The sequence below is a fragment of the Nocardioides eburneiflavus genome (assembly GCF_004785795.1).
Classification (GTDB): domain Bacteria; phylum Actinomycetota; class Actinomycetes; order Propionibacteriales; family Nocardioidaceae; genus Nocardioides; species Nocardioides eburneiflavus.
Window position 1 is genome coordinate 2701969 of sequence record NZ_SRRO01000001.1, and the last position, 21801, is coordinate 2723769.

The following is a 21801-nucleotide window of genomic DNA, read 5'->3' on the forward strand; positions in this document are numbered from 1 at the left end:
CTGATCAGTCATCGAGGCTGGCGAGGACGCGGTGGGCTGCCTGCTCGCCTGACGCGGCAGCGTCGGCGAGGGAGGGCATCTCGAGCTGATAGTCACCGGCGAGGTGGACCGGCCCGATGGGTTCGCGCAGGGTCGCGAGGGAGGCGCGGCCGCCGGGTGCCCAGAACGGCACCACCCGTGGATGGCGGCGGAGGATGCCGGGCTCGATCTTCCCCTCCAGCTCGGGGTAGAGGTCGAGGAGGTCGGCCGTGAAACGAGCGACGATCTCCGCGTCTCCGAGCTGGAACAGCCGGTCGGCCTCGGCGCCGCCCGCGAAGCAGGCGAGCGCGCCGCCAGGCTTTCGGCCACCACCGCGGCGCAGGGCGGCGGCATGGTTGAACACGGCTTGGAACGACCGGTCCGGCGTCGACACCGCAAGGAAGTCGTCCCACCGCTGTGGGCCCTCTTCGTGGGTGAAGAACCCCACGACGACGTAGCGGCCGTAACGGATGGACTCGAAGGCAGTTCGGTACGCCGCAGGTAGCCCGGGCATGATCTTGAGCGCGATGTCGGCGGGTACGGCCACGATCGCGCGTCCCGCGTGGATGCGTGCCGGGCCGTCGTGGCTCTCGTAGTCGACGACGACACCGCCGTCGGTCCACTCGACGGTGTGCACCGGAGAGCTGAGACGGATCCGGTCACCCAGGTCCTCGGCCAGGATGTCGGTGAGCGTCTGGTTGCCGCCTTCCGGCAGGGTCAGGTTGTCCACCTTCTCGGGGTCTGTGAGGAGGATGCCCATGGAGAAGACGAACTGCGTGGCAGCGGTCTCCTCCGGCTCGCAGCCCATCCACTGTCCCGACCAGGATCGGACCATCTCGCGGGCGAGCTCGGACCTCACCCCGCGCAGGACGAAGTCGGCGCGCCGGTTGTCGAGCTTGGCCCGCACGCGATTGGCCCACCGGCTGTCAGGGCTCATCTCCAGGAACGGGACGTTGGCGAGAATCCGTGTGCCGACCGCCGCGAGGCCGATCCGGTCGCTCCACGTCATCTTGGTCCGGAACATCAGGGCGAATGGGTTCGACGTGTCGACCTGCTCTCCGCCAAGGGCGAGGGCGACCGACTTGTCTTCCAGCGTCCCGAGGTGGACGCCGTGCCGGTGGAGGGCGTCGATCAAGGGACCGGTGCCCTCGGTGAACTGCGTGCCCAGGTTGATCCAGTAGTCGCCCTTGCGGACGGTGTCCACGCGACCGCCCGCACGGTCGCTTGCCTCGAGGACGACGACGTCGCGGTGTGCCAGGTTGGTCGCAGCCATCAGACCGGCCATGCCGGCTCCGATGACGACGACCTCGCAGCTCTGCTCACGCTTCGTGGGTTCAGCCATGGGTGCTCAGCTCGCCTTCATGGAGGAGATGGTGTGGTCGGCGCGGTCGAGCGCTGCGCTGACCGAGGCGACGAGCCGCTCGGTCGCCTTCCTGCAGCTCGGGCTGATGGCGGTGTAGGAGAGGTAGCCGTGCACCTGTCCGGGCTCGAGATCCACCTCGACCGGGATGCCCGCCTCGCGGAGGGCGGTCGCGTAGGCGAGGCCGTCGTCGTGGAGCGGGTCGAAGCCGGCGAGGTTGACGATCGCGGGCGGGAGCCCGGCGAGGGACGACGCGCGGTAGGGGGAGATGCGGGGGTGGGCGGGGTCGGTCCCGTCCGGGAGGTAGTTCTCCACGAACCAGGCGACCTGCTTGGCCGACAGGGCCGGCGATGCGGCGAACTCGTCCTGCGAGGGCCGGTGCTCCACGAGGTCGGTCACCGGCTGGATGAGCACCTGGAGCATCGGCCGGACCTGCTCGTCACGTAGCTCCTGGCACAGCACGGCGGCGATGTTGCCGCCGGCACTCTCGCCGGCGATCACAATGCGGCGCGGGTCGACGCCCCAGTCGGCCGCGTGCTCGAGGACGTACCGCCACGCCGCGACGGCGTCGTCCTGCGCTGCCGGGAATGGGTGCTCGGGCGCGAGGCGGTACTCGACTGACACGACGTCGGCACCGGTTCCATGGGCGAGCATCCGCACTGGCGCGGTGTAGCTCGCACGGCTGCCGATGACGAACCCGCCCCCGTGGAAGAACAGAATCAGACCTCGTTCGGGCGTCCCGTTGCTGTAACGCGTGGCCAGGATGCCATCGCCGATCTCGACCTCTTCCTCGACGTCGCACGCAGGGAGCCGTGCCGCGAAGAGCGCGAGATCGCGCTCCGTCATCGTCCTTGCGTCATGCGGAGGAAGGTCGCTGTAGTCGGGTCCGGACGCGCTGAGCTTCATCAGCAGTGCCACGTCGGGCGCCATGGTGTGGCCTGCCGCGTTGGTCGCAGGTTGCGCCAGCATGCGTTGCACAGCCTCGGGCAGGCGGCTGAGCGCGACGAGGCAGGTTCGCTGGACGCGCTGACCAACTGTGAAGTCCTGTGTGCTCATGACGCCGCCTCGGCGCTCACAAGGTGAGGCGCCTCCGCCGACCGCTTGGAGAACTGGAGGTCGCGGTGGATCAGCCGACCCTTGAAGAGCCGGTTGTCCCGGACGAAGGTCGTGTGCATCTGCCAGGGCGAGCCGGTGCCCTGACGCGGAAGACCGGCCTGCGCCCGCTGCATGTAGCCGGATGAGAGATCGAAGAGCGCCTGGGTCGACATGCCTTCCGGAGCGACCGGGACTGCCGTGTCGTAGCCCTTGTCATCCATCTCGCGGATCACGTCCGCGACGAGACGACACACGTTGCGGATGCGCAAGGTCCACGTCGCCTTGGTGAAGCCGAGCATCATGCCCCAGTTGGGCACCCCGGAGATGAGAGCGCCGCGGTAGAGCACCGAGTCGGACATCTTCACCGGCACACCGTCCACGGTGGGCTCGATCCCGCCCAGCATCTGCATGACGAGGCCTGTAGCGGTGACGATGACGTCGGCCTCGAGCTCGCGGCCCGACGCGAGCAGGATGCCGTCCTCGGTGAAACGCTCGATCTGGTCGGTCACCACGTCGGCGTTCCCCTCGCGGATCGCGGCGAAGAAGTCCCCGTCAGGAGTGGCGCACAAGCGCTGGTCCCACGGGTTGTACGGCGGCGCGAAGTGGGTGTCCACGTCGAATCCGGCCGGAAGCTCCTTGGCCGTCATGCTGTGCACGAGCTTGCGCCCGAACCTCGGGAACCGGCACATCACCGTCACCGTGAAGTGATCCCGCCAGATGTTCTTGAACCGCGTGGCGGCATACCCACGCTCGATCCCGAAGAGCTTCATCATGGCCTGGCCCACCTTGTCGATGCGGGGGATCGACGCGACGTAGCTCGGGGTGCGTTGCAGCATGGTGACGTGGGCCGCCGCGCCCTCGCCCTTCAGCATCGCGGGAAGCATCGTGACGGCGGTCGCGCCGCTGCCGATGATGACCACGCGCTTGCCGCTGTAGTCGTAGTCCTCCTGCCAGTGCTGCGGGTGGAGGATGTCGCCGCGGAAGTCCTCACGCCCGTCGAAGTGGGGCTCGTAGCCGCGGTCGTAGCGGTAGTAGCCGGTGCTGCTGAAGACGAACCTGGTCCGGATGGACCTCTGGGTCTCGTTGCCGTCCTCGTCGGTCACCGCGACCTGGAGCGTCCACTGCGCGTCGTCGCTCGACCAGTCCGCAGCCGTGACCCGGTGACGCAGCCGCAGGATCTTGTCGAGCCCGAACTCGGTGACGGTCTCGGTCATGTACTCGCGGATCAGTGCGCCCTCGGCGATCGCGTCCTCGTGCAGCCACGGCTTGAACTCGTAGCCGTAGTGGTGCACGGCGTCGTCCGACCGGATCCCTGGATAGCGGAAGAGGTCCCAGGTGCCTCCGATCGCGTCACGGGCCTCGAGCAGGAGGACCTTCTTCTCGGGGAAGTCATCCGTCAGGTACTTCGCTGCGCCGATGCCGGAGAGCCCGGCGCCGATGACGACGATGTCGGCGTGCTCCGTCTCAGGGACGTCGTGGTTCATGCTGCACTTCCTCTTCGCTGATGGGTCCGGGCGGCGAATGCCGCCTAAGTAGGTCATATGACCAAGTCTTTCGACTAAGTATGTGGCCGCCGTCACGTTCCGTCAAGGCACTCTCGGCCGAGGATCACTCGATGGCGGCGTACGTCGCCGGCCTCCGTGCCTTGAGCCAGGCGGCCCAGGCCGGGCCCGTGAGCAAGGCGGCCACCATCACTGCCAGCAGCACGTAGGCCAGCCAGGCCGTCCCGATGAGCAGCTCGAAGTTGCGCACCACCAGGACGAGGATGAACCCCAGGCTGAGGAAGGCGATGGTCGGCGCGATGGCGCCCTTCCAGAGCGAGACGCGGCCCGGCGTCCTGCGGAAGTGCGCGACCACGGCGACCGACGTCAGCGTGAGCAGCATGATCAGGCCCAACGTGCCACCGCCGCCGAGCCACGCGTAGATCTCGAGGACCGGGTCGAGGCGGAACAACGCCATCACCGCCAGCAGGCCGCTGACGACTACGGAGGTCGTCAACGAGGCGACGTGCGGCGACCGGTGGTCCGGGTGCACGGCCCCGAACCGGGTTGGCAGCGCTCCCTGATTCCCGAGTGCGAAGAGGTAGCGCGCGACGACGTTGTGAGCAGTGAGGACACAGGCGAAGAAGCTCGTCGCCAGCAGTACCTGGATCGTGTCGTGTGCGAAGCTCGACAGGTAGGCGTTTGCCAGGTCGGTGGTGAGGCCCTCCGGACTGGCGCCAGCCATCCCGACGACCTGGTCGACTCCCGCGCCGTTGATGACGGCCCAGGCGGTGAAGGCGTACAGCCCGCCGATCAGGAGCACCGCGATGTAGGTCGCCCTCGGAATGGTGACGTCGGGGTCCTTCGCCTCCGAGCGGAACACGGCGGTCGCCTCGAAGCCGATGAACCCGAAGATCGCGAACATCACGCCGGTCCCCACGGCCCCTTGGCTGAACGCCTCCCAGGAGAACGGTGCAGCCGAGAGGCCGTTCCGACCTCCCTGGAGCACGATGGCCAGGTCGAGGATCGCGACGGCCAGGATCTCGGCGACGAGGAGCGCGCCGAGGACGCGGGCGCTCATCTCGATGCTGCGGTATCCGAGCAGGCCGATGGCGAGCAGGCACAGTCCGGCGAGGGCCCACCACGGCACCGAGATCTCGACGAGCGACACCAAGGCGTTCCGGGTGGCCGCACCCAGGTAGGCCGATACCGCTACCAGCAGGACAAGGTAGGTGGTGATGGCGAGCGATGCGGCACCTAGTCCGGCGACCTTCCCCAGTCCCTTCTGGACGTAGGAGTAGAACGCGCCCGCATCCTTGACCTCGGGTGTCATCGCGGAGAAGCCGACCGTGAAGAGCGCCAGGATCAAGGCCACCAGGATGAAGTCGAGCGGCACTCCGGTGCCGTTTCCGACGGCGATCATGATGGGGATGAGTCCGGCGACGACGGTCAGCGGCGCCGCCATGGCAACGACCATGAAGACGACCTGGGGAACCCCCAGTCTTCCGTGCAGCCGTTCGGGACAGGTGGTTGGTACGTCTTGGTGCTGGGTCATGACGGCTCTCCGCTCGGTGCTTCGTGAAGGGGATGGATGTTGTCGGGCTCACACCTTGTCAAATGACTCAGTCATATGACAAGGTTTGCGAATCGTTGATCCCCATCGGACGAAAGGGCCGCGCGATGACCGAGACAACGACACTCCCCGTGCGAGTCGGGACGGGCGATCCCGTCACGCTCGAGGACGACGCCACGCCGCTCGTCCGGCTGGTCGGACGCGCCCTTCGGGCATCGGTGAGAGACGGCCACGTACCCGACGCGTTCGACCTGCTCTCCGGCGCGGTCGCCGTCCGGTCCCACGACACCCCGCACACGGCGACGATCCGTTTCGACCGGGGGACGGCGGCGGTGTCGAGCGGAGTGCTGGGCCAACCTGACGCCACGCTCGTCGTCGACCTACATGCGCGCTTCGCCTCGACGGAGGAGCCGAGCGGCGACGCGGCGCTGGCCTCCGCGGCGCTGACTGTGCTGCAGCCACCGCCTCCGCCCTGGCGCGAGGCCGCGGCGCAGTTCTGGGAGGCGGCCCGAGTCGTCAAGGGCATCCCGGACGTCTTGGTCCTGGAGGCGCACGGACCGGACGGTCCCCAGCACGGTCGCTTCGGCGAGGGCACGACGACGTACGGGATCGCCGGACCGGCCGACCTCCTCGCCGGAGTCTTCAGCGGCGCCGACGACTTCCTCGTCGCCCTGGCTGCGGGCCTGAAGGTCAGAGGCACTCTCTCCCAGCTGTCAGTGATGACAGCCGCCTCCTGGAAGGTCCGCTTCGATGTCTGAGACCAGCACCCACCGAAAGGCCGTCCGCCTCGAGGCCACCAACCACGAAGGCAGCCTCCTCGGCAAGAACGTGTCACCCGCGAAGTTCGAGGCGGGCAAGGACAGCGGCTTCGCGTTCGCAGACATCCTGTTCGCTATCGACCTCAACAACGAGATCGTGCTCGGCGACGCCTTCCCCGACTGGCGCGGCAACCTCTACGACATCCAGATGGTTCCGGACATGGCCACGATGGTGGAGTGGAAGCCGGGCCTGGACTCGGTCATCGGCGACTACTGGCTCAAGGACGGCACCCCGGTCCCCATCTGCCCGCGCAACCTCGTGCGCAAGCTGGTGGCCCGCCTCGCCGACCACGGGTACGGCGCAACGGTGGCCGTCGAGATCGAGGCGACGCTGTTCGAGGAGCCCGTCCAGGAGGCCCGTGCGCGCGGCTACCGCGACCTCACGCCGCTGGGCGGCAGCACCGGCGCGACGTACCACCTGGCACGGTCCAACGACTGGGTCGCCTACATGGAGGCGGTCGTCGACCGGCTCGACCAGGTCGGCATCACATGGGAGGCATGGACCGACGAGGCCGCGCCCGGCCAGACAGAGCTCAACCTCGCGCCGACCGACCCCGTCCGGCTCGGCGACAGCTGGGCACGGACCCGCCAGGTGATGCGCGAGGTGGCCCACGAGCTGGGCCACACGGTCTCCTTCATGGCCAAGCCCACGGCGGGCTTCGGTCAGGGTGCGCACATCAACATCTCGCTCCGGAGCGACGGCGTGAACAGGTTCTACGCCGAGGACGGCCCGTCCGAGCTGATGAGGCACGCTGTCGGCGGGCTGCTCGCCACCATGGAGGGCAACACGTCGATCGCCTTCCCCCAGATCACCTCCTACCGCAGGCTGGTCGACCTGACCGGACCCCCGACGACCGTGAGCTGGGGCGTCAACAACAAGACGGCGGCAGTACGCGCGATCACCGGCCACCCGAAGTACTCCCGCCTCGAGTACCGGCTGCCCGGGGCCGACGTGAACCCCTACCTGGCGCTCGCCGGCGTGCTGGCAGGCGTGCTCGCCGGCATCGAGCGACGCATCGAGCCGCCGCAAGAGGTCACGGACATGGCGTGGTGCCTGCCCGAGAGCTGTGGAGTGCGCCGGATCCCGGACACCATGTCGAAGGCCGGAGCCGCCCTCGACGCCGACCCGCTGCTGCGGGAGTACCTCGGCGACGAGTTCGTCGACTTCTGGGTGGCGTCACGGCGCTGGGAGTGGATGGAGTTCCACACCAAGGGCGGCGACCCCTTCGCCGAGCTCTCAGCGTGGGAGTCCCAGCGATACTTCGAGTTCCCGTGAACGCGGGCAACCGGGCCGCGCGGCGGCCATTGATCGGCATCACCGGCCGGCGCTTCAGGCTGTCCCTCGTCGAGGGCTCTGACGAACGGTACGGCGACCGGTGCATGGACACGTCGATGTCGGACTTCGCCACGAGGGTCGCCGATGCCGGTGGGCTCCCGGTGCACCTGTCCTACGACACCGACCCGGAGGCCATCTGCGACTGGATCTCCGGCGTCCTCGTCAGCGGGGGACAGGACGTCCACCCGTCGTGCTGGGGTGGCGACACCTCCGTCGTCCGGGGCCTCGACCCGCGCACGGACCCGATGGTGCACGACCTCCAACGCGACGAGTACGAGATCGCCCTGATCCGAGCCGCGCTCGAGCGGGGCATCCCCGTGCTGGGTGTGTGTCGTGGGATGCAGGTCCTCAACGTCGCCCTCGGCGGCACGCTCGTCCCCGACCTCGCGCCGGGAGCGGTGAGCCACCTGTCCGCCGAGACGGCGCCCACCGACGGCGACGTCGACCACCTCGTCTCCTTCGTGGACGGCTCCATTGCGGCGGGCCTCTTCGACGGCGACGTGGTGACGAACTCCTGGCACCACCAGGCCGTCGACCGCCGCGGCGTCGGGGTGGCAGTGACCGGCCGCACCGCCGACGGGGTCGTCGAGGCGATCGAGGTGCCCGGCCACCCGGTCCTCGGGGTGCAGTGGCACCCCGAGTGGATGAAGAGCACCGACCCCACGCTGACCTGGGTCGTCCGCGAGGCGGCCCGTCTGATGCAGAGGAGTGGTTCGTGATCACGCGAGTGATCGACGTGGCGCGCAAGGCGACAGTCGCACCGGAGCAGATGGCGGACGAGCCCTCCGGCGCGACGCTCACCGAGCTGCTCGCACGTCGTGCAAGAGATATGGGCAACCGGGAGTTCCTGCGCTTCGGAGACAGGTCCTGGACGTTCGCGGAGATCGAAGCCTGGACCTCCCGCCTTGCCCACCGGATGCGCGAGGTCGACGGTATCCGCCCCGGCGAAAGGGTCGCGATCGTGCTGCCCAACGTCGTGCAGTGGCCCGTCGTGTGGATCGCCACCCTCAAGGCCGGCGCAGTCGCCGTACCGATCAACTGCAGCTACCAGCGCGCCGACCTCGCCTTCGTCCTGAGCGACTCGGGAGCGCGGCTGGTCTTCACCGACAGCGAGCGCGCAGACCTGGTCACCGACGTACTGGCGGGCCTGGACGAGGGACACAGCGTGTGCGTCGTCGACGTCGCCGACGACGGCTCCGACCCCTTCCCTGACACGCCACCCGCCATGCCAGCGTCAGCCGGCACCCTGGCCAACCTGCAGTACACCTCAGGCACCACGGGCTTCCCCAAGGCCTGCATGCTCACCCATGGTTACTGGGTCCGGCTCGGCTGGATCTGCGCGGCGGCCACCGGGCTGGGCGACGACGACGTGCTCCTCACGTCGCAGCCGTTCTCCTACATGGACCCGCAGTGGAACACCGCCCTCTCCCTGACAGTGGGGGCGCCCCTGGTCGTGCTCCCACGCTTCTCCGCGTCGAGCTTCATGGCGGACGTACGACGCCACCGGGCGACGTTCTTCTACGTGCTCGGCTCCATGCCCACGCTGCTCTTCAAGCAGCCTCCGTCCCCGGACGACCGCGACAATGACCTCCGCATGGTGCTGTGCTCGGGAATCCCGGTGGCGTTGCACGCCCAGCTGGAGGAGCGCTGGGGCGCGCCGTGGCGCGAGGTCTACGGGATGACCGAGTCCGGGATCGACCTCTTCAGTTCCTTCGAAGACCCCACGGCCGTGGGCAGTGGAAGCATCGGCCGACCCGTGCCCACCAAGCAGGCGCGCCTCATCGACCCCGCTGGGCCGGCGGGGGAGGAGGAGGTGGCGGCGGGGACACCGGGGGAGCTGCTCCTCGCCGGCGCGCCGATGATGAGCGGCTACTGGAACCGTCCCGAGGCCACGGCCGACGTGCTGCGGGACGGGTGGCTGCACACCGGCGACCTCGCCGTACGCCGTCCCGACGGCGGCATCCAGCTCGTCGGCCGGATCAAGGACATGGTGCGGCGCGGGGGCGAGAACGTCGCCTGCGCCGAGGTCGAGGCCGTCCTCGAGCGGGACGACCGCGTCGTGGCGGCGGCCGTCGTCGCCGTACCCGACGACGTCCTGGGCGAGGAGGTCAAGGCCTTCGTCCAGCTCAGGGCAGGAGCGCTGCCCGACCGCGACACGGCACAGCTGCTCCTCGAGCAGGCCGGCACGCAGCTCGCGCGCTTCAAGGTGCCGCGCTACCTCGAGTTCGTCGCCGACTTCCCGCGGACCCCGTCCGAGCGGGTCTCGAAGCCCGCCCTCAAGGCCCGAGCGGCCGACCAGCCCGGGACCACCCACGACTTCGCCCGACCCAGGAGCTGACCATGACCACACCCAGCAACGTCGGAGAGCACCTCGACGTCGCCCTCGTGCGCGACGTCGCCGTCCTCACGCTCAACCGCCCCGAGAAGCTCAACGCCCTCACCGTCGCCATGCGGCGACGCATGGCGTCACTGGTGCGCGAGCACGGCACGGGCAAGACGGTCCGCGGCATCGTCCTCACAGGGAGTGGCCGCGCCTTCTCCGCTGGTGAGGACCTGCAGCAAGCGCCGACCACCGAAGCAGAGGTGCACGAAGCGTTCGAGAGCTTCCACGACGTCACCCGCGCGATCCTCCAGACCCGAGTCCCGGTGATCGCCGCTGTCAACGGCCTCGCCGTCGGAGGCGCCTCCGAGATCACGCTGTGCTGCGACGCCCGGATCGGAACGCCGTCGGCGGAGTACTTCCAGCCGGAGAACGCCCGCGGTCTCACCATCTCCAACGCCACCAGCGTCCTGCTGCGGCGCCTCGTCGGCAACCACGCCATGCGGATGGTTCTCGGATCGGATCGGATCCCGTCCGACGAGGCGCTACGCATTGGCCTGCTCGACGAGACCGTCGCGTCCGACCAGCTCATCGACCGCGCCGTCGACGTCGTGCACGCGTGGACCCCCGAGGGAAACACCACCGCGTTGCACCTCGCGCTGCTGCGCCCTCTCCTCACGGAGGTCGAGGCCGCCTTCGAGCGCGAGGACCACGCCGCCCACGAGACGTGGGCGAGCGGACTGCTCACCGCCGGTGTCGCCGGCTTCTGGAAGTCGAGGGAGACCACCGCATGATCACCACACAAGCGGCCGTACTGAACGAGATCGGCACACCGCTCGAGCTGACCGAGATCCGCGTGGACGACCCCGAGCCGCACGAGGTGCGGGTTGGCGTCACACACGCCGGGCTGTGCCACAGCGACCTCCACTACATGACGGGAACCGTTCCGACGGAGCTCCCAGTGGTCGTCGGACACGAGGTGGCTGGAGTCGTCGAATCCGTCGGCTCGGCGGTGACTACGCTGCGCCCCGGCGACCGGGTCACAGGAGCCTTGACCCCCTCCTGCGGCGGGTGCGTCAACTGCGACGCAGGACGCTCGACCCAATGCCTGCGCCTCGACGAGGTCCGCCGGCGCGAACGTCCCGCCTTCCAGACCGTCGACGGTCGGCCGATCGAGCGGCTCGCCGCCATCGGCGCCTTCTCCCAACACATCCTGCTCCGAGAGAACGCACTGGTCAGGCTCTCCGACGACGTGCCCCTGCACGTCGGGTGCCTGCTGTCCTGCTGCATCGTCACCGGGGTCGGCGCCGTCTTCCGGGGCGCTCAGGTGCGACCGGGCAGCACCGTCGCCGTCATCGGCTGCGGCGGCGTCGGCTCCGCCATCATCCAGGGCGCACGCCTCGCAGGTGCGTCCGCGATCGTCGCCATCGACCTCGACGACGCCCGGCTCAAGGCCGCCCGGCAGTACGGCGCCACCCACCTCATCAACGGCGGCGACGGGGACCCGGTCGAGGAGCTGCACGCCCAGCTGGGCGACGGCGTCGACTACGCGTTCGAGGCCGTCGGCTCAGCCCGCACCGCGGAGACCGCATTGGCACTCGTGCGGCCGACCGGCACCGCCTGCCTGGTCGGCATCGCGCCGGTGGGCACCAACCTCACCGTGCCCGCACTCGACTTCTTCTTCGCGGAGAAGCGGCTGATCGGGTCGTACATGGGATCCGGCCAGGCGCGCGAGGACATCGCCCAGTTCGCGCGGCTCTACCAGCAGGGCCGGCTGATGCTCGACGAGATGGTGAGCCGGGTCGTCCCGTTCGCCCAGATCAACGACGGCTTCGAGCAGATGAAGTCCGGCGACGTGACCCGCATCGTCGTCGACCTCCAGTCCTGAACTCCCACCGAGCACAGAGGTGAACACCATGACCACCATCTCCCCAGAGGCCGCCCTACCCCCGCCGGTGAACTACATCGCCGACGAGTGGACCGACTGCACGACCGTCGGCGACGCCTACAACCTCGACCCGAACACTCGCAATCCCATGCACCGCACCGCGGGCACGACTGCGGAAGACCTCGAGCGGGCGCTTCGGCACGCCGAGCAGTCGTACGACGTCGGGCAGTGGGACGAGGACGCTCGGCACGAGCGAGCCGCCGTGCTCGACCGCGTCGCCGACCTCCTGGACGCCAGGTCGGAGGACATCGCCCGGACCGACGCACTGACCAGCGGCACCCCGATCGCGGTGACCCGCCTCGTAGCGGCCTTTCTGCCCCACCGGATCCGGGCCTCAGCGGGGGAGCTCCGCACGATCCCCCGAGTCACCCAGCTCGAAGCGGGAGGTCGCGACGTGCGCCTCTACAAGGTCCCGTGGGGTCCTGCAGCGATCCTCACCCCGTGGAATGGGCCGAGCTTCATTCCTGCCTCGAAGGTCGCCAGCGCGATCGCTGCCGGCTGTCCGGTCATCCTCAAGCCGTCGGAGCACGCACCCGCTAGCGCCCAGGTGGTCGCCGAGTGCTTCGTCGAGGCGGGGCTCCCGGCTGGTGCGCTGCAGCTGGTGCACGGTGCCGGTGACGTCGGCGCTGCGCTGACGGCCGACCCGAGGATCAAGGTGGTCTCGTTCACGGGCGGCCCCGGCGCGGGCCGTGCCATCGCACGTGCTGCAGCAGAAGACTTCAAGGTGCTCCAGCTCGAGCTGGGCGGGAACAACCCCGTACTCGTCCTGGACGACGCGGACGTCGACGTGACTGCCGACGGCATCCTTGACGGGATGACCATGCTCAACGGCCAGTGGTGCGAAGGACCGGGCAAGGTGCTCGCGCCGCGCGAGCTCGTCGGTCCACTCGTCGAGGCGCTGACCGAGCGGATCTCCAAGCTGGTCGTCGGCCACTCCCTCGACCTGGACGTCCAGGTCGGCCCGATCTCCAACGAGCCGCACTTCCGGACCCTGCAGGCGAGGATCGACGGGCTGCGTGAGCTCGGCGCGACAGTCCACCAGGCGGCCCGGCTGCCGGAGCTCGGTGGCTGGTTCCTCTCGCCGACCGTGGCCGTGGGTGCCGATCCGGACCGGGCCACGGCTGAGCTCTTCGGCCCGATCGTCTCCGTGCACGCCGTCGACTCGGCCGAGGAGGCGCTCCGCATCGCCAACGCGAACCCGTCGGGCCTGGACGCCTACGTCTTCGGCACCGACACCGACCGGGCGATCGACGTGGGGTCGCGCGTCGTGTCCGGTGAGGTCCGGGTCAACGGTGCGAAGGTCGCCGATCTCGGCGACGACTCGGCCCAGAGCTTCTGGGGCCCGGCCGGCATCGGCGGCCACGGACCCGCTGAGTCCGTGCGGGTCTTCTGCGGCGACCGGGTCGTCGGCGTGGACTCCCCGGACCTGCCGCTCTGAACCCGCCACCTCGGCGTGAGCGCAGCCTGAGCGTGCGGCTGGGGCTCAGACCCCGGCCGCGCGCTTGCGTCGTGTGGGTTTGGCGGGGACCGCTGCCGTCCGGCTGGAGAGCCAGGCATCGAGCACCGCGCAGTTGACGTCCATCTGCTCCCGCGCCACGGAGGCATCGCCGTACGTCAGCCAGTTGACGCCGAACCCGTCGGCCAGGGTGGCCAGCACGTAGGCCATCTCGTCGATGACCGGCGGGGCGACCGAGTTGTCCGCGGACTCCTGGAGTGCCTTGCGCAGGCTCTCGAGCGCCTGGTCGTAGACGGCGATGCCGCGGTCCCCGTGCTGGCGTCGCGCCCAGTTGACCAGCTCGAACGTGGTCGCCGTGAAGCTCGGTGAGTCCACGTAGCACTGCATCACGCCCCGCAGGATCGCCTGGCCGGTCTCGGAGAGCGTCGTATGGGGGTCACTGTCCTCGATGACCTCGCGGTACTTGCCGGTGACGTACTCGAAGACGTCGGCGAAGAGGTCCTCCTTCGAGTCGTAGCAGTAGTGCAGCATCGCCAGGTTGGCCTCCGCCTGCTCAGCGATCCGGCGCGTCGTGGCGCCGTCGATGCCGTGGCTCGCGATCACCTCGACGGCGGCTCGGATGAAGTCCTGCCGCCGCTGGGCGGCCGGGATGCGGGCCATGAGGTCCTCCTGCGCTGGGCGTCGTGAAGTTGGGCAACTGTCTAAGTCGAGGCGAGCGTACCAGCGCTGTTCCGCGGAACTCTCGGCGTTGCAGCGTCAGCACGTGCCTGACGGGTCTTGGTCAAACAACTTGGTCATACATCTTGATCGTATGACTAACTAACGCCTACCGTATGAGCCGGATCACACAGACCCCCGAATCGGAGACCATCCATGACCCAGACCCAAGCGGCAGCCGGAAGACGCGGCAGCACCACGGCAGACCATCGGCCGAACCGGGTAACGCTCATCGGCATCGGAGCGTTGCTCGTCGTCCTGACCAACGCGGTGATCTTCATCCTCCCGCCGCTCCTGCCGGTCATCCAGGCGCAGTACGGCCTGGCGACGGTCGCGGAGACGACCTGGCTCTACACCGTCCTGACCCTCGGCGGCGGCGCCGGCTTCATCCTCCTGCCCCGCCTGGCCGACCTGTACGGCGACCGGAACGCCAACGTGGCGGCGGCGGCCTTCCTCACGGTTGGCGCCCTCGTCCCCGCAGTGGGCGACTCCTACCCGACGCTGCTGGTCGGCTGCTCCCTCATGGGCTTCGGCGGGGCCGCCCAGGTGCTGCCCCTCGGGTTCCTGCGGCGCGGACTGGGGGAGGGCGGCATCGCGGTCGCGGTCGGGGTCCTGGTCATCGGCACGGGCGTCGGCATCGTCGCCGGGATGATCGGCGGCGGGCTGATCGTGCAGAGCCTGTCGCTGCAGAGCTTCTTCGTCGTCCTCACCGCGGTCAGCGCGGTGGCCACCCTCGCGTCGTACGTCCTGATCCCGCACCTGCCTCCCGCCGAGCGGAGCGGCCGCATCGGCGCCCTCGGCACCGTGTGGATGATCGCGTGGGTCGCCGCGATCCTGTTGACCCTGACCCAGGGTCTGGTCTGGGGCAACGCCGCGCTGATCCCGCTGGTGCTCGGCGTGGTGGGCGGTGTCGCCTGGTTCCGGGTCGAGCGCAGGTCCACCACGGCGGTGTTCGACGTCGCCCTGATGAAGGCGCCTCTCGTCACCGCCTCGTGCATCTGCATTGCGCTGTTCGCCGCGGTGAACTCGGCCTTCCTGCTGCTCGTCAGCACCTACGCCCAGATCATCCCTGAGGCGCTGCGCCCCGGCGACGCCTACGGCCTTGGCCTCACCGCACTCGAGACCGGGTGGCTCATGCTCCCCTTCGCCGTCACCTTCGTCATCGGCGGTGCCATCGTCGACCGCCCGGTCAACAACGGTCGGGTCGTGCCGGTCTTCGTGATCGGCGCGCTCATCACGGCCGCCGGACTTGCCTGGCTCGCCCTCGCGCACGACCGGCAGTGGCACTACCTCGTGGGCGCGGCCGTCATCGGGCTCGGATGCAGCATCGGCTACGCCGCGGGTTTCACGCTCGTGCAGCTGGCGGTGCGCGAGGAGAAGGCGGGGATGGCCACCGGAGCCGCAGGCACCTGCCTGGCCGTCGGGTTCGCCTTCGGCACGGCGCTCGTCAGCGCCGACCTCAGCGCCTCCCTCGTTCCCGTTCCCGGCACGACCTTGGAGGTCGCCGCCGAGAGCCTGTACGGCGTCGGCTACTGCGTCGCCGGGGGCCTCGCCCTGGCCATCGTCCTGACAGTCCTCATCTCCACCGCCCGCACCCGTCGTCGTACCGGCCGGGTCGCCGCCTGACCGGGCCCCGGCCCCTCACCCCAAGGAAATGACATGAAAGAAGACGTTTACGGCCTGACCTTCCTGGTCGCCGACCTGTTCATGATCGTGTGCGGCTACTGGGCGGGCTGGCGCTTCATCAAGCACCACCGCAACTACCTGCTCGGCATCGAGTGGTTCGTCGTCGCGACGTCCGGCACCAACTTCCTGATCTGGGCGCTGCGCTTCGCGGACGACCCGGAGGGCGGCGAGGCGAGCGGGCAGTACGCCTTCGCATTCTTCCTCGACGCCTTCTCGCGGTCGATCGGCATCACGCTGCTCCTGGTCGTCGGCCTGATGGCCGTGACCCACCGCTACAAGGCAAGCTTCGCGGTCGAGATCGGCATCTTCGCCCTGGCGATCGGATGCGGCCTCTTCCTGGCTCAGCCGACGTATCGCGCTCACATGGACGACAACGGAGAGTTCCTGCTGCACCCTGGCCCGGCCACCTTCTACATCGTGGTGAACCTGCTGACGTTGGCGTTCCTCCTCTACTTCGTGAAGCGGCTGTGGCAGATCGGGGCAACCCGCGTCGCCCTCGCGACCCTGGCGGTCAGCCTCGCGGCGACGGTCATCGCCCTGACGTACGACTTCTTCCCGCTGCCCGCCTCCGTCGACCCGCTCGAGGACCGCGCGCTCTTCTACACGTTCGCGCTCACCGTGTGGGGACTGCAGATGCTCACCTACCTGTTCGCCTACCGCGCCCTCGACGCCCACAACGTCGCCTCGGGTCTCGCTCCAGCCCACGACGACCTCAAGGCGGTGCGCGCATGAGGACCGACCACGTCGAGTACCTCCCCTTCAGCGGCTGGGTCGACCCTCCGACCGACGTCCAACCGGCGCTCGACGGCGACGTCAGCTGCCGCGTCGCCGTCATCGGAGGCGGCATCAACGGAATGTCCACCGCGTTGCGCCTGGCCCAGCGAGGGCTGGACGTCGTCCTGCTCGAGGCCGAGTTCTGCGGCCACGGCTCGAGCTCACGCAACGCCGGTCAGCTGGCCGGTGCCCCGGGTGGCGACCTCCAGCTGCTGAACCTGCTCTCGCGCAAGAAGATGCCGGGCATGATGCGACTGGCCGAGCACGCCACCCACCACGTCGAGGAGTTCATCGCAAAGCACGACATCGACTGCGAGTACGAGGCGACCGGCAACGCCTTCGCCGCCGTCTCCCGCGGACAGATGGGCCGGGTCGGGAGAGTTGCCAAGATCGTGACTCGCGCCGGGGGACACGTCGAAGTCGGCACGAGCGAGGAGCTCGGGATCCCTCGCGGCTTCGTCGGCGGGATGCGGGAGACCGTCGGCGGACGGATGAACCCAGGGAAGTTCAGCCTCGGAATGCGCCGGGTGCTGCTCGACTCCGCGGCCCGCGTGTTCGAGCAGACGAAGGTCACCGATGTCTCGCGCGAAGGCGGACAGGTCGTCATGACCACGTCGCGCGGGCAAGTGCGGGCGGACCGCGTCGTGCTGGCGACCAACGCCTTCGCGGGCGAGTGGGACGTGACGCCGAAGCACCTGTCAGTGCCGATCTACGTGATCGAGGTGGAGACCGAGCCGATCGACCCTGCGCGGATCGCCGCGCTGGGCTGGACGAGCGGGATGGGACTGGTCACCCAGCACGCGATCATGGAGAACTACCGGCTCACCCCGCGCAACACCATCGTGTTCGGCGTACGACGACTGGAGCGCGGCACCAGCTACCCGCTTCCGGAGAAGGTGCCTGACCCCGAGCTGGTCCGGGAGCTTGCCAGCGCCTTCGAGCGGCGGTTCCCGTCGCTGGCCGACGTCGCGATCGAGCGAGCATGGGGCGGTTGGATCGCGATCACACCGTCCTGGCTTCCCGTCGCCGGGCGGATCGACGGCGACGTCTACTACTCGATCGCCTGCAACGGCCACGGCCTGGCCCAGGCGCCGTACGTCGGGACGCTGATCGCCGACGCCATCGTCGACGGCGAGCGCCACGAAGACCTGCAGACCTTGTGGCAGGAGAAGCCCAGTTTCCCGCGACCAGTCATGATGAGCCGGTCCGGGCTCCGCACGATCTGGGCCTACGACCGGCTGCTCGACATGGTCAACGGCAGCCGCCGCAACGCCCGGCGCGGTGCTGTGCTGACATCCGACCGCTGATCACTTCCGAGCGAATCCGGCGCTGCGGTGTCTCGCCCGTGTGGGTCGATCCGGTCATGAGCAACGGGTGGCAGATGCCGTGGCAGGTGCCGAGCGCCGTGATCCTGCTCGGCTTCGCCTCCGCGATGCGCCCTCCGAGCTGGCCGCGCTCACCCTGGCCGACGTCGAGCACACGCCGGTCGGCGTGCTGCTGACACCCCATCACTGCCCACTCGCTGCGAGCCGGCCACCCCACCAGCGCAGCCCACGCCGGTGTCGCCCTCCGGATCGCCACGCAAACCCGCGACAAACGCCTGACGACTCTCATCGACCGCTACGTCCGCCCCGCCCATGCACTGGAGTACACCTCCAGCCGCGACCTCGGTCTCTGACCGAATGCCTGGGTGGGGCTCCCGGCTCTCAATCTCCTGGTGAGGCGAGTGCCACCCGGACACGAGTGCCTTCCTCGGCACGTCGTACGTCGACTGTGCCGCCGTGTGCGCGGACGATCTCCCTGACGATGGTCAGCCCGAGGCCGTCGCCGTCCGCCGGGGAGGTGTCGTGTGCTGCGAACCCGGCGCCCTGGTCGGTGACGGTCAGTTCGGCGCCGCCACGGGTGGCGCGGATCTCGATTGCGATGTCGCCGGAGCCGTGGCGCAGCGCGTTGTCGATGAGATTCGACAGCGCTCGGTCCAGGCGCGTGACGTCACCCTGGATCTGCACTGGTCGTGGCGCGGTCACGTGGATGCCGCGGCCTCCGGCGGCCGCCTGGAACCGGTTGGCGACGCGGGTGGCCAGGGCGACGAGATCGACGGGTCCGGCCTGGATCGGCAAGCGGCCATCCTCGGCGCTGGCGCGATCCAGGAGCTCCTCGGCCAGGGCGATTAGGCGGCGCACTTCGTCATGGATGGAGTGCAGTGCCCGTGTCAGCTCTTCGGGCGTCCGCTGCTGCGCCAACGCCAGCTCGACCTCGGTGAGCATCAGGGCGAGCGGCGTGCGCAGGTCGTGACTGGCCTCGGCCACGAACGTGCGTTCGCGTTGCAGGCCGTCGTCGAGACGTTCGAGCATGGCGTTGAGGGTGAGAGCAAGACGACGCAGCTCGTCGTCCGCCGCAGGAACCGGGAGCCGCTCGCCAGCGCTGCGCGCGGAAATCGTGGCCGCGCGAGCTCGCATCCGTTCCATCGGGCGCAGCCCGGCCCCCGCGACCAGATAGCCGAGTCCACCCGCCACGGCCAGCGCGAGTGGACCGGCGATCAGCAGCTGGTTGCGCAGCGCGGCCAGAGCCTCGTCCACGTCCTCCCGCGACGCCCCGACCACCAGGATGCCCTCGTCGGTGGGCCGGACCAGCAGCACCAACGTCTCGCGTTCCTGCTCTCGCTCCCCCACCGCTGCGGCGTCGTCATCGAACACGGTCACCGTGACCTCGCGCCACATTGCCCCGGTCGTCCCGGCGGCGGGGATTTCCGCGTGCCCAAGTAGTGGGTCCGCGACGAGGCTCGACGACGCGCTGACGTTGGCATGAGTCGTGAGCAGCTGGGCATGGACCTCCCCGCCGAGGGTCTGGACGGCCTCCAAACGGCGCGGGCCCTGCACTGCTTCAAGTCGGTCGGCCTCGGCGGTGACCGTGTCCCGGAGCCGGTCGTCGAGCGCGTTGCTCACGCGCACCTGGACGAAGAGGCCAAGCACCGTGAGCGCCACGCCAGTCGCGGCCAAGAAAGCGAGCACTACCCGGGTTCGCAGCGGCCAGTGGGCGGGGTGCCAGCGATTCATGGCGTCTCCGCCGTGAGTCGGTAGCCCATGCCTCGCACGGTGTGCAGGGTGTCCCTACCGAAGGGTCGGTCGATCTTCGCGCGCAGATAGCGCACGTAGACGTCGACGACGTTGGAGGCGACGTCGTGGTTGTCGCCCCAGGCCAGGTCGAGCAGCTGCTCCCGGGTGAGGACCTGGTCGGGCCGGCGCATGAGGGTCTCCAGGAGCGTGAACTCCCGGGTCGAGAGCGACACCTCGGTGGCTCCCCGCCAGACCCGCCGCCCCGCCGGGTCCAAACGCAGGTCGCCGACCTCGAGCTCGGTCGGTCTCGGCACCGGGCCACGTCGGGCGAGGGCGCGCATGCGGGCCAGCAGCTCCTGGAAGGCGAATGGCTTGGACAGGTAGTCGTCGGCACCGCTGTCCAGGCCGGCGATGCGATCCGCGACTGACGTTCGGGCGGTCAGCATCAGGACCGGGGTCCACACCCGTTCGGCACGCAGCCGACGGCAGACCGCGAACCCGTCATGGTCGGGCAGCATGACGTCCAACAAGATCACGTCGTACTCACCGCGGCGCGCCGACCTGAGCGTCTCCGCCCCGGTTCCGACGACGTCGACCACGTCGCCGCGCTCGGTGAGGCCACGGGCCACCAGCGCGGCGAGCTTCTCCTCGTCCTCGACCAGTAGCACTCGCACACCCTCATGCTAGGGAGGCTGATGAGTGTTGGATGAGAGGCTCATGGACACCTCATCTGGCCGACGTAGCGTGGCGGAATGAACCCGAAGCTGATCCGCAAGCGCATCGCCCTGATCGCCGCGAGCGCGGCCGTGGTCGCCGCGGGCACCGTGGGCGCCGCCGCAGCGGTGTCCGGTGACGACGACGCCCACGACCGCCCGATCCCTGCCTCAGAACTCGAGAAGGCCGAGAAGGCGGCACTCGCCGAGACCGGCGAGGGCACCGTCACCGAGACCGAGATCGACGACGAGGAGAGCAAGTACGAGGTCGAGGTCACCCTCGACGACGGCAGCCAGATCGACGTGCAGCTCGACGAGGAGTTCCAGGTCGTCGGCACCGAAGACGAGGGCACCGAAGACGAGGGCACCGACGACGAGTCCGGCGCGGACGACGACTGACGGGAGGTGATCTCGGTGCGCGCCGTGGCCGTCCTGGCCGTCACCTGTTGCCTTGCCGTGCTCGGCGGCTGTGGCAACGGGGACCAGACGGCGGAGCCGACCGATGAGCCATCCACGCAGCCCACGAGTGCCACGCCTGAGACGGCGCTGCCGCAGTCGGACGAACCGGTTGAGCTCGACCCCGCCGACTTCACCGCTGATGTGGCCAACCCGTGGTTCCCGCTCGAACCGGGAACCCGCTGGACCTACCGAGAGACCACTGAGGACGGCGAGGTCGTCGAGGTGGTCGTCACCGCCACCTCGGTGACCCGCAAGATCGCCAACGGCGTCACCGCCCGCGTGGTTCGTGACACCGTCACCCTCGACGGGAAGGTCATCGAGGACACCCTGGACTGGTACGCCCAGGACAAGGCCGGCACCGTCTGGTACCTCGGCGAGGACACTGCCGAGTTCGAGAACGGCAAGATCACCACCCGCGAGGGATCGTTCGAGGCCGGTGTCGACGGCGCCCAGGCCGGAGTGATCATGCCTGCCTCGCCCGAGGTGGGCATGACCTACCGGCAGGAGTACTACGAAGGCGAGGCCGAGGACAACGGAGAGGTCCTCGCGCTCGGTCAGCAGGCCAGCGTGCCTGCCGGACGGTACGACGGACTGCTGAAGACCGCCGACACCACTCCGCTCGAACCCGACGTGTTGGAGCACAAGTACTACGCCGAGGGTCTCGGGTTGGTCCTCACCATCGACAAGGAGGCGGGTGGCCGCGAGGAGCTGCTGTCCGTCACCGACATCCCTCTCGCCCAGGCGCGCCGCGCCGGGCAGGCGCTGCTCGGGCAGAACTACTGAACGAGCCGCTGGGGTCGCGCCGTTAGGTGGTGGTGGGACGCAAGTCCGCAGATGGGACCGTTGGCCATCTAGTACAGATTCGTGGACAGCTTCCCGGCCGTCCTACACGTCCACTCCTGCTACGGCGCAGAACGACGACGGGCAGGCCGCGCCACGCTCCGAGAACAAGGCTGCGGGCACCGTCGCGATCTACGCCGCCGGCGGCACC

General features: G+C 69.2%; 20 protein-coding genes. 13 read left to right on the top strand and 7 right to left on the bottom strand.

The features are described from left to right. Positions 1-4: 4 nt before the first annotated feature. The 4 genes from EXE59_RS12660 to EXE59_RS12675 all read right to left on the bottom strand — a co-directional run bounded on the left by EXE59_RS12660 (position 5) and on the right by EXE59_RS12675 (position 5509). The gene (locus tag EXE59_RS12660) at positions 5-1360 is read right to left on the bottom strand and encodes a flavin monoamine oxidase family protein (protein ID WP_135839220.1); all 1356 of its coding nucleotides are present in this window, start codon (positions 1358-1360) and stop codon (positions 5-7) included. A gap of 6 nt (positions 1361-1366) precedes the next feature. After that, positions 1367-2434, bottom strand: coding sequence for an alpha/beta hydrolase (locus tag EXE59_RS12665; protein WP_135839221.1), 1068 nt, complete (start codon positions 2432-2434; stop codon positions 1367-1369). After that, entirely contained in the window at positions 2431-3957 is a 1527-nt protein-coding gene (locus EXE59_RS12670; RefSeq protein WP_135839222.1) for a flavin-containing monooxygenase, read from the bottom strand. The genes EXE59_RS12665 and EXE59_RS12670 overlap by 4 nt, the downstream gene beginning before the upstream one ends. A gap of 124 nt (positions 3958-4081) precedes the next feature. Then, entirely contained in the window at positions 4082-5509 is a 1428-nt protein-coding gene (locus EXE59_RS12675) for an APC family permease (RefSeq protein WP_135839223.1), read from the bottom strand. Positions 5510-5634: 125 nt separating this feature from the next. Here EXE59_RS12675 and EXE59_RS12680 point away from each other — a divergent pair, with 125 nt between their 5' ends. Genes EXE59_RS12680 through EXE59_RS12710 form a run of 7 tightly spaced genes read left to right on the top strand, consistent with a single transcriptional unit; the run spans position 5635 to position 13387 of the window. Further along, positions 5635-6285: a hypothetical protein gene (locus EXE59_RS12680; protein WP_135839224.1), complete on the top strand. Its 651-nt coding sequence runs from the start codon at positions 5635-5637 to the stop codon at positions 6283-6285. Continuing rightward, positions 6278-7621 carry a glutamine synthetase family protein gene (locus tag EXE59_RS12685; RefSeq protein ID WP_135839225.1) on the top strand — a complete coding sequence of 448 codons (1344 nt, stop codon included), beginning with the start codon at positions 6278-6280 and terminating at the stop codon, positions 7619-7621. Before EXE59_RS12680 ends, EXE59_RS12685 begins: the two co-directional genes overlap by 8 nt. Further along, positions 7618-8400, top strand: coding sequence for a gamma-glutamyl-gamma-aminobutyrate hydrolase family protein (locus EXE59_RS12690; RefSeq protein ID WP_210428980.1), 783 nt, complete (start codon positions 7618-7620; stop codon positions 8398-8400). Before EXE59_RS12685 ends, EXE59_RS12690 begins: the two co-directional genes overlap by 4 nt. After that, entirely contained in the window at positions 8397-10019 is a 1623-nt protein-coding gene (locus EXE59_RS12695) for a class I adenylate-forming enzyme family protein (RefSeq protein WP_210428981.1), read from the top strand. The genes EXE59_RS12690 and EXE59_RS12695 overlap by 4 nt, the downstream gene beginning before the upstream one ends. Before the next feature lie 2 nt (positions 10020-10021). After that, positions 10022-10795 carry an enoyl-CoA hydratase/isomerase family protein gene (locus EXE59_RS12700; RefSeq protein ID WP_135839226.1) on the top strand — a complete coding sequence of 258 codons (774 nt, stop codon included), beginning with the start codon at positions 10022-10024 and terminating at the stop codon, positions 10793-10795. Continuing rightward, positions 10792-11889 carry a Zn-dependent alcohol dehydrogenase gene (locus tag EXE59_RS12705; protein ID WP_135839227.1) on the top strand — a complete coding sequence of 366 codons (1098 nt, stop codon included), beginning with the start codon at positions 10792-10794 and terminating at the stop codon, positions 11887-11889. The genes EXE59_RS12700 and EXE59_RS12705 overlap by 4 nt, the downstream gene beginning before the upstream one ends. 28 nt (positions 11890-11917) lie before the next feature. Further along, positions 11918-13387, top strand: coding sequence for an aldehyde dehydrogenase family protein (locus EXE59_RS12710; protein ID WP_135839228.1), 1470 nt, complete (start codon positions 11918-11920; stop codon positions 13385-13387). Between the two features lie 45 nt (positions 13388-13432). Here the strand turns inward: EXE59_RS12710 and EXE59_RS12715 are convergent, their stop codons facing one another. Next, positions 13433-14065: a TetR/AcrR family transcriptional regulator gene (locus tag EXE59_RS12715; RefSeq protein ID WP_135839229.1), complete on the bottom strand. Its 633-nt coding sequence runs from the start codon at positions 14063-14065 to the stop codon at positions 13433-13435. A gap of 213 nt (positions 14066-14278) precedes the next feature. On the opposite strand from EXE59_RS12715, the gene EXE59_RS12720 reads away from it, so the two are divergent. The 4 genes from EXE59_RS12720 to EXE59_RS23790 are packed head-to-tail and all read left to right on the top strand — an operon-like array spanning position 14279 to position 18083. Then, the gene (locus EXE59_RS12720; RefSeq protein ID WP_135839230.1) at positions 14279-15748 is read left to right on the top strand and encodes an MFS transporter; all 1470 of its coding nucleotides are present in this window, start codon (positions 14279-14281) and stop codon (positions 15746-15748) included. A 33-nt stretch (positions 15749-15781) separates the two neighbouring features. Continuing rightward, entirely contained in the window at positions 15782-16540 is a 759-nt protein-coding gene (locus EXE59_RS12725; protein WP_135839231.1) for a transporter, read from the top strand. After that, positions 16537-17889, top strand: a complete 1353-nt coding sequence (locus EXE59_RS12730) for an NAD(P)/FAD-dependent oxidoreductase (RefSeq protein ID WP_135839232.1) — start codon at positions 16537-16539, stop codon at positions 17887-17889. Before EXE59_RS12725 ends, EXE59_RS12730 begins: the two co-directional genes overlap by 4 nt. A 56-nt stretch (positions 17890-17945) precedes the next feature. Next, positions 17946-18083 carry a hypothetical protein gene (locus EXE59_RS23790; protein WP_168218502.1) on the top strand — a complete coding sequence of 46 codons (138 nt, stop codon included), beginning with the start codon at positions 17946-17948 and terminating at the stop codon, positions 18081-18083. Positions 18084-18288: 205 nt separating this feature from the next. On the opposite strand, the gene EXE59_RS12735 is transcribed toward EXE59_RS23790, so the two are convergent. Both EXE59_RS12735 and EXE59_RS12740 read right to left on the bottom strand, forming a co-directional pair. Further along, positions 18289-19638, bottom strand: coding sequence for an ATP-binding protein (locus EXE59_RS12735; RefSeq protein ID WP_135839233.1), 1350 nt, complete (start codon positions 19636-19638; stop codon positions 18289-18291). Beyond that, positions 19635-20312, bottom strand: coding sequence for a response regulator transcription factor (locus EXE59_RS12740; protein ID WP_135839234.1), 678 nt, complete (start codon positions 20310-20312; stop codon positions 19635-19637). The genes EXE59_RS12735 and EXE59_RS12740 overlap by 4 nt, the downstream gene beginning before the upstream one ends. A 78-nt stretch (positions 20313-20390) precedes the next feature. On the opposite strand from EXE59_RS12740, the gene EXE59_RS12745 reads away from it, so the two are divergent. Continuing rightward, entirely contained in the window at positions 20391-20750 is a 360-nt protein-coding gene (locus EXE59_RS12745; protein ID WP_135839235.1) for a PepSY domain-containing protein, read from the top strand. A gap of 15 nt (positions 20751-20765) precedes the next feature. After that, on the top strand, positions 20766-21593 hold the full coding sequence (locus EXE59_RS12750) for a hypothetical protein (protein ID WP_135839236.1): 828 nt from the start codon (positions 20766-20768) through the stop codon (positions 21591-21593). The last annotated feature ends 208 nt before the right edge of the window (positions 21594-21801 follow it).

Bases quoted from the DNA above. Each gene is read 5' to 3' on its own strand.
- EXE59_RS12680 (WP_135839224.1), top strand. From the start codon at position 5,635: ATGACCGAGACAACGACACTCCCCGTGCGAGTCGGGACGGGCGATCCC.
- EXE59_RS12715 (WP_135839229.1), bottom strand. From the start codon at position 14,065: ATGGCCCGCATCCCGGCCGCCCAGCGGCGGCAGGACTTCATCCGAGCC.
- EXE59_RS12700 (WP_135839226.1), top strand. From the start codon at position 10,022: ATGACCACACCCAGCAACGTCGGAGAGCACCTCGACGTCGCCCTCGTG.
- EXE59_RS12720 (WP_135839230.1), top strand. From the start codon at position 14,279: ATGACCCAGACCCAAGCGGCAGCCGGAAGACGCGGCAGCACCACGGCA.
- EXE59_RS12665 (WP_135839221.1), bottom strand. From the start codon at position 2,434: ATGAGCACACAGGACTTCACAGTTGGTCAGCGCGTCCAGCGAACCTGC.
- EXE59_RS12725 (WP_135839231.1), top strand. From the start codon at position 15,782: ATGAAAGAAGACGTTTACGGCCTGACCTTCCTGGTCGCCGACCTGTTC.
- EXE59_RS12730 (WP_135839232.1), top strand. From the start codon at position 16,537: ATGAGGACCGACCACGTCGAGTACCTCCCCTTCAGCGGCTGGGTCGAC.
- EXE59_RS12660 (WP_135839220.1), bottom strand. From the start codon at position 1,360: ATGGCTGAACCCACGAAGCGTGAGCAGAGCTGCGAGGTCGTCGTCATC.
- EXE59_RS12735 (WP_135839233.1), bottom strand. From the start codon at position 19,638: ATGAATCGCTGGCACCCCGCCCACTGGCCGCTGCGAACCCGGGTAGTG.
- EXE59_RS12685 (WP_135839225.1), top strand. From the start codon at position 6,278: ATGTCTGAGACCAGCACCCACCGAAAGGCCGTCCGCCTCGAGGCCACC.
- EXE59_RS12710 (WP_135839228.1), top strand. From the start codon at position 11,918: ATGACCACCATCTCCCCAGAGGCCGCCCTACCCCCGCCGGTGAACTAC.
- EXE59_RS23790 (WP_168218502.1), top strand. From the start codon at position 17,946: ATGAGCAACGGGTGGCAGATGCCGTGGCAGGTGCCGAGCGCCGTGATC.
- EXE59_RS12705 (WP_135839227.1), top strand. From the start codon at position 10,792: ATGATCACCACACAAGCGGCCGTACTGAACGAGATCGGCACACCGCTC.
- EXE59_RS12670 (WP_135839222.1), bottom strand. From the start codon at position 3,957: ATGAACCACGACGTCCCTGAGACGGAGCACGCCGACATCGTCGTCATC.
- EXE59_RS12675 (WP_135839223.1), bottom strand. From the start codon at position 5,509: ATGACCCAGCACCAAGACGTACCAACCACCTGTCCCGAACGGCTGCAC.
- EXE59_RS12745 (WP_135839235.1), top strand. From the start codon at position 20,391: ATGAACCCGAAGCTGATCCGCAAGCGCATCGCCCTGATCGCCGCGAGC.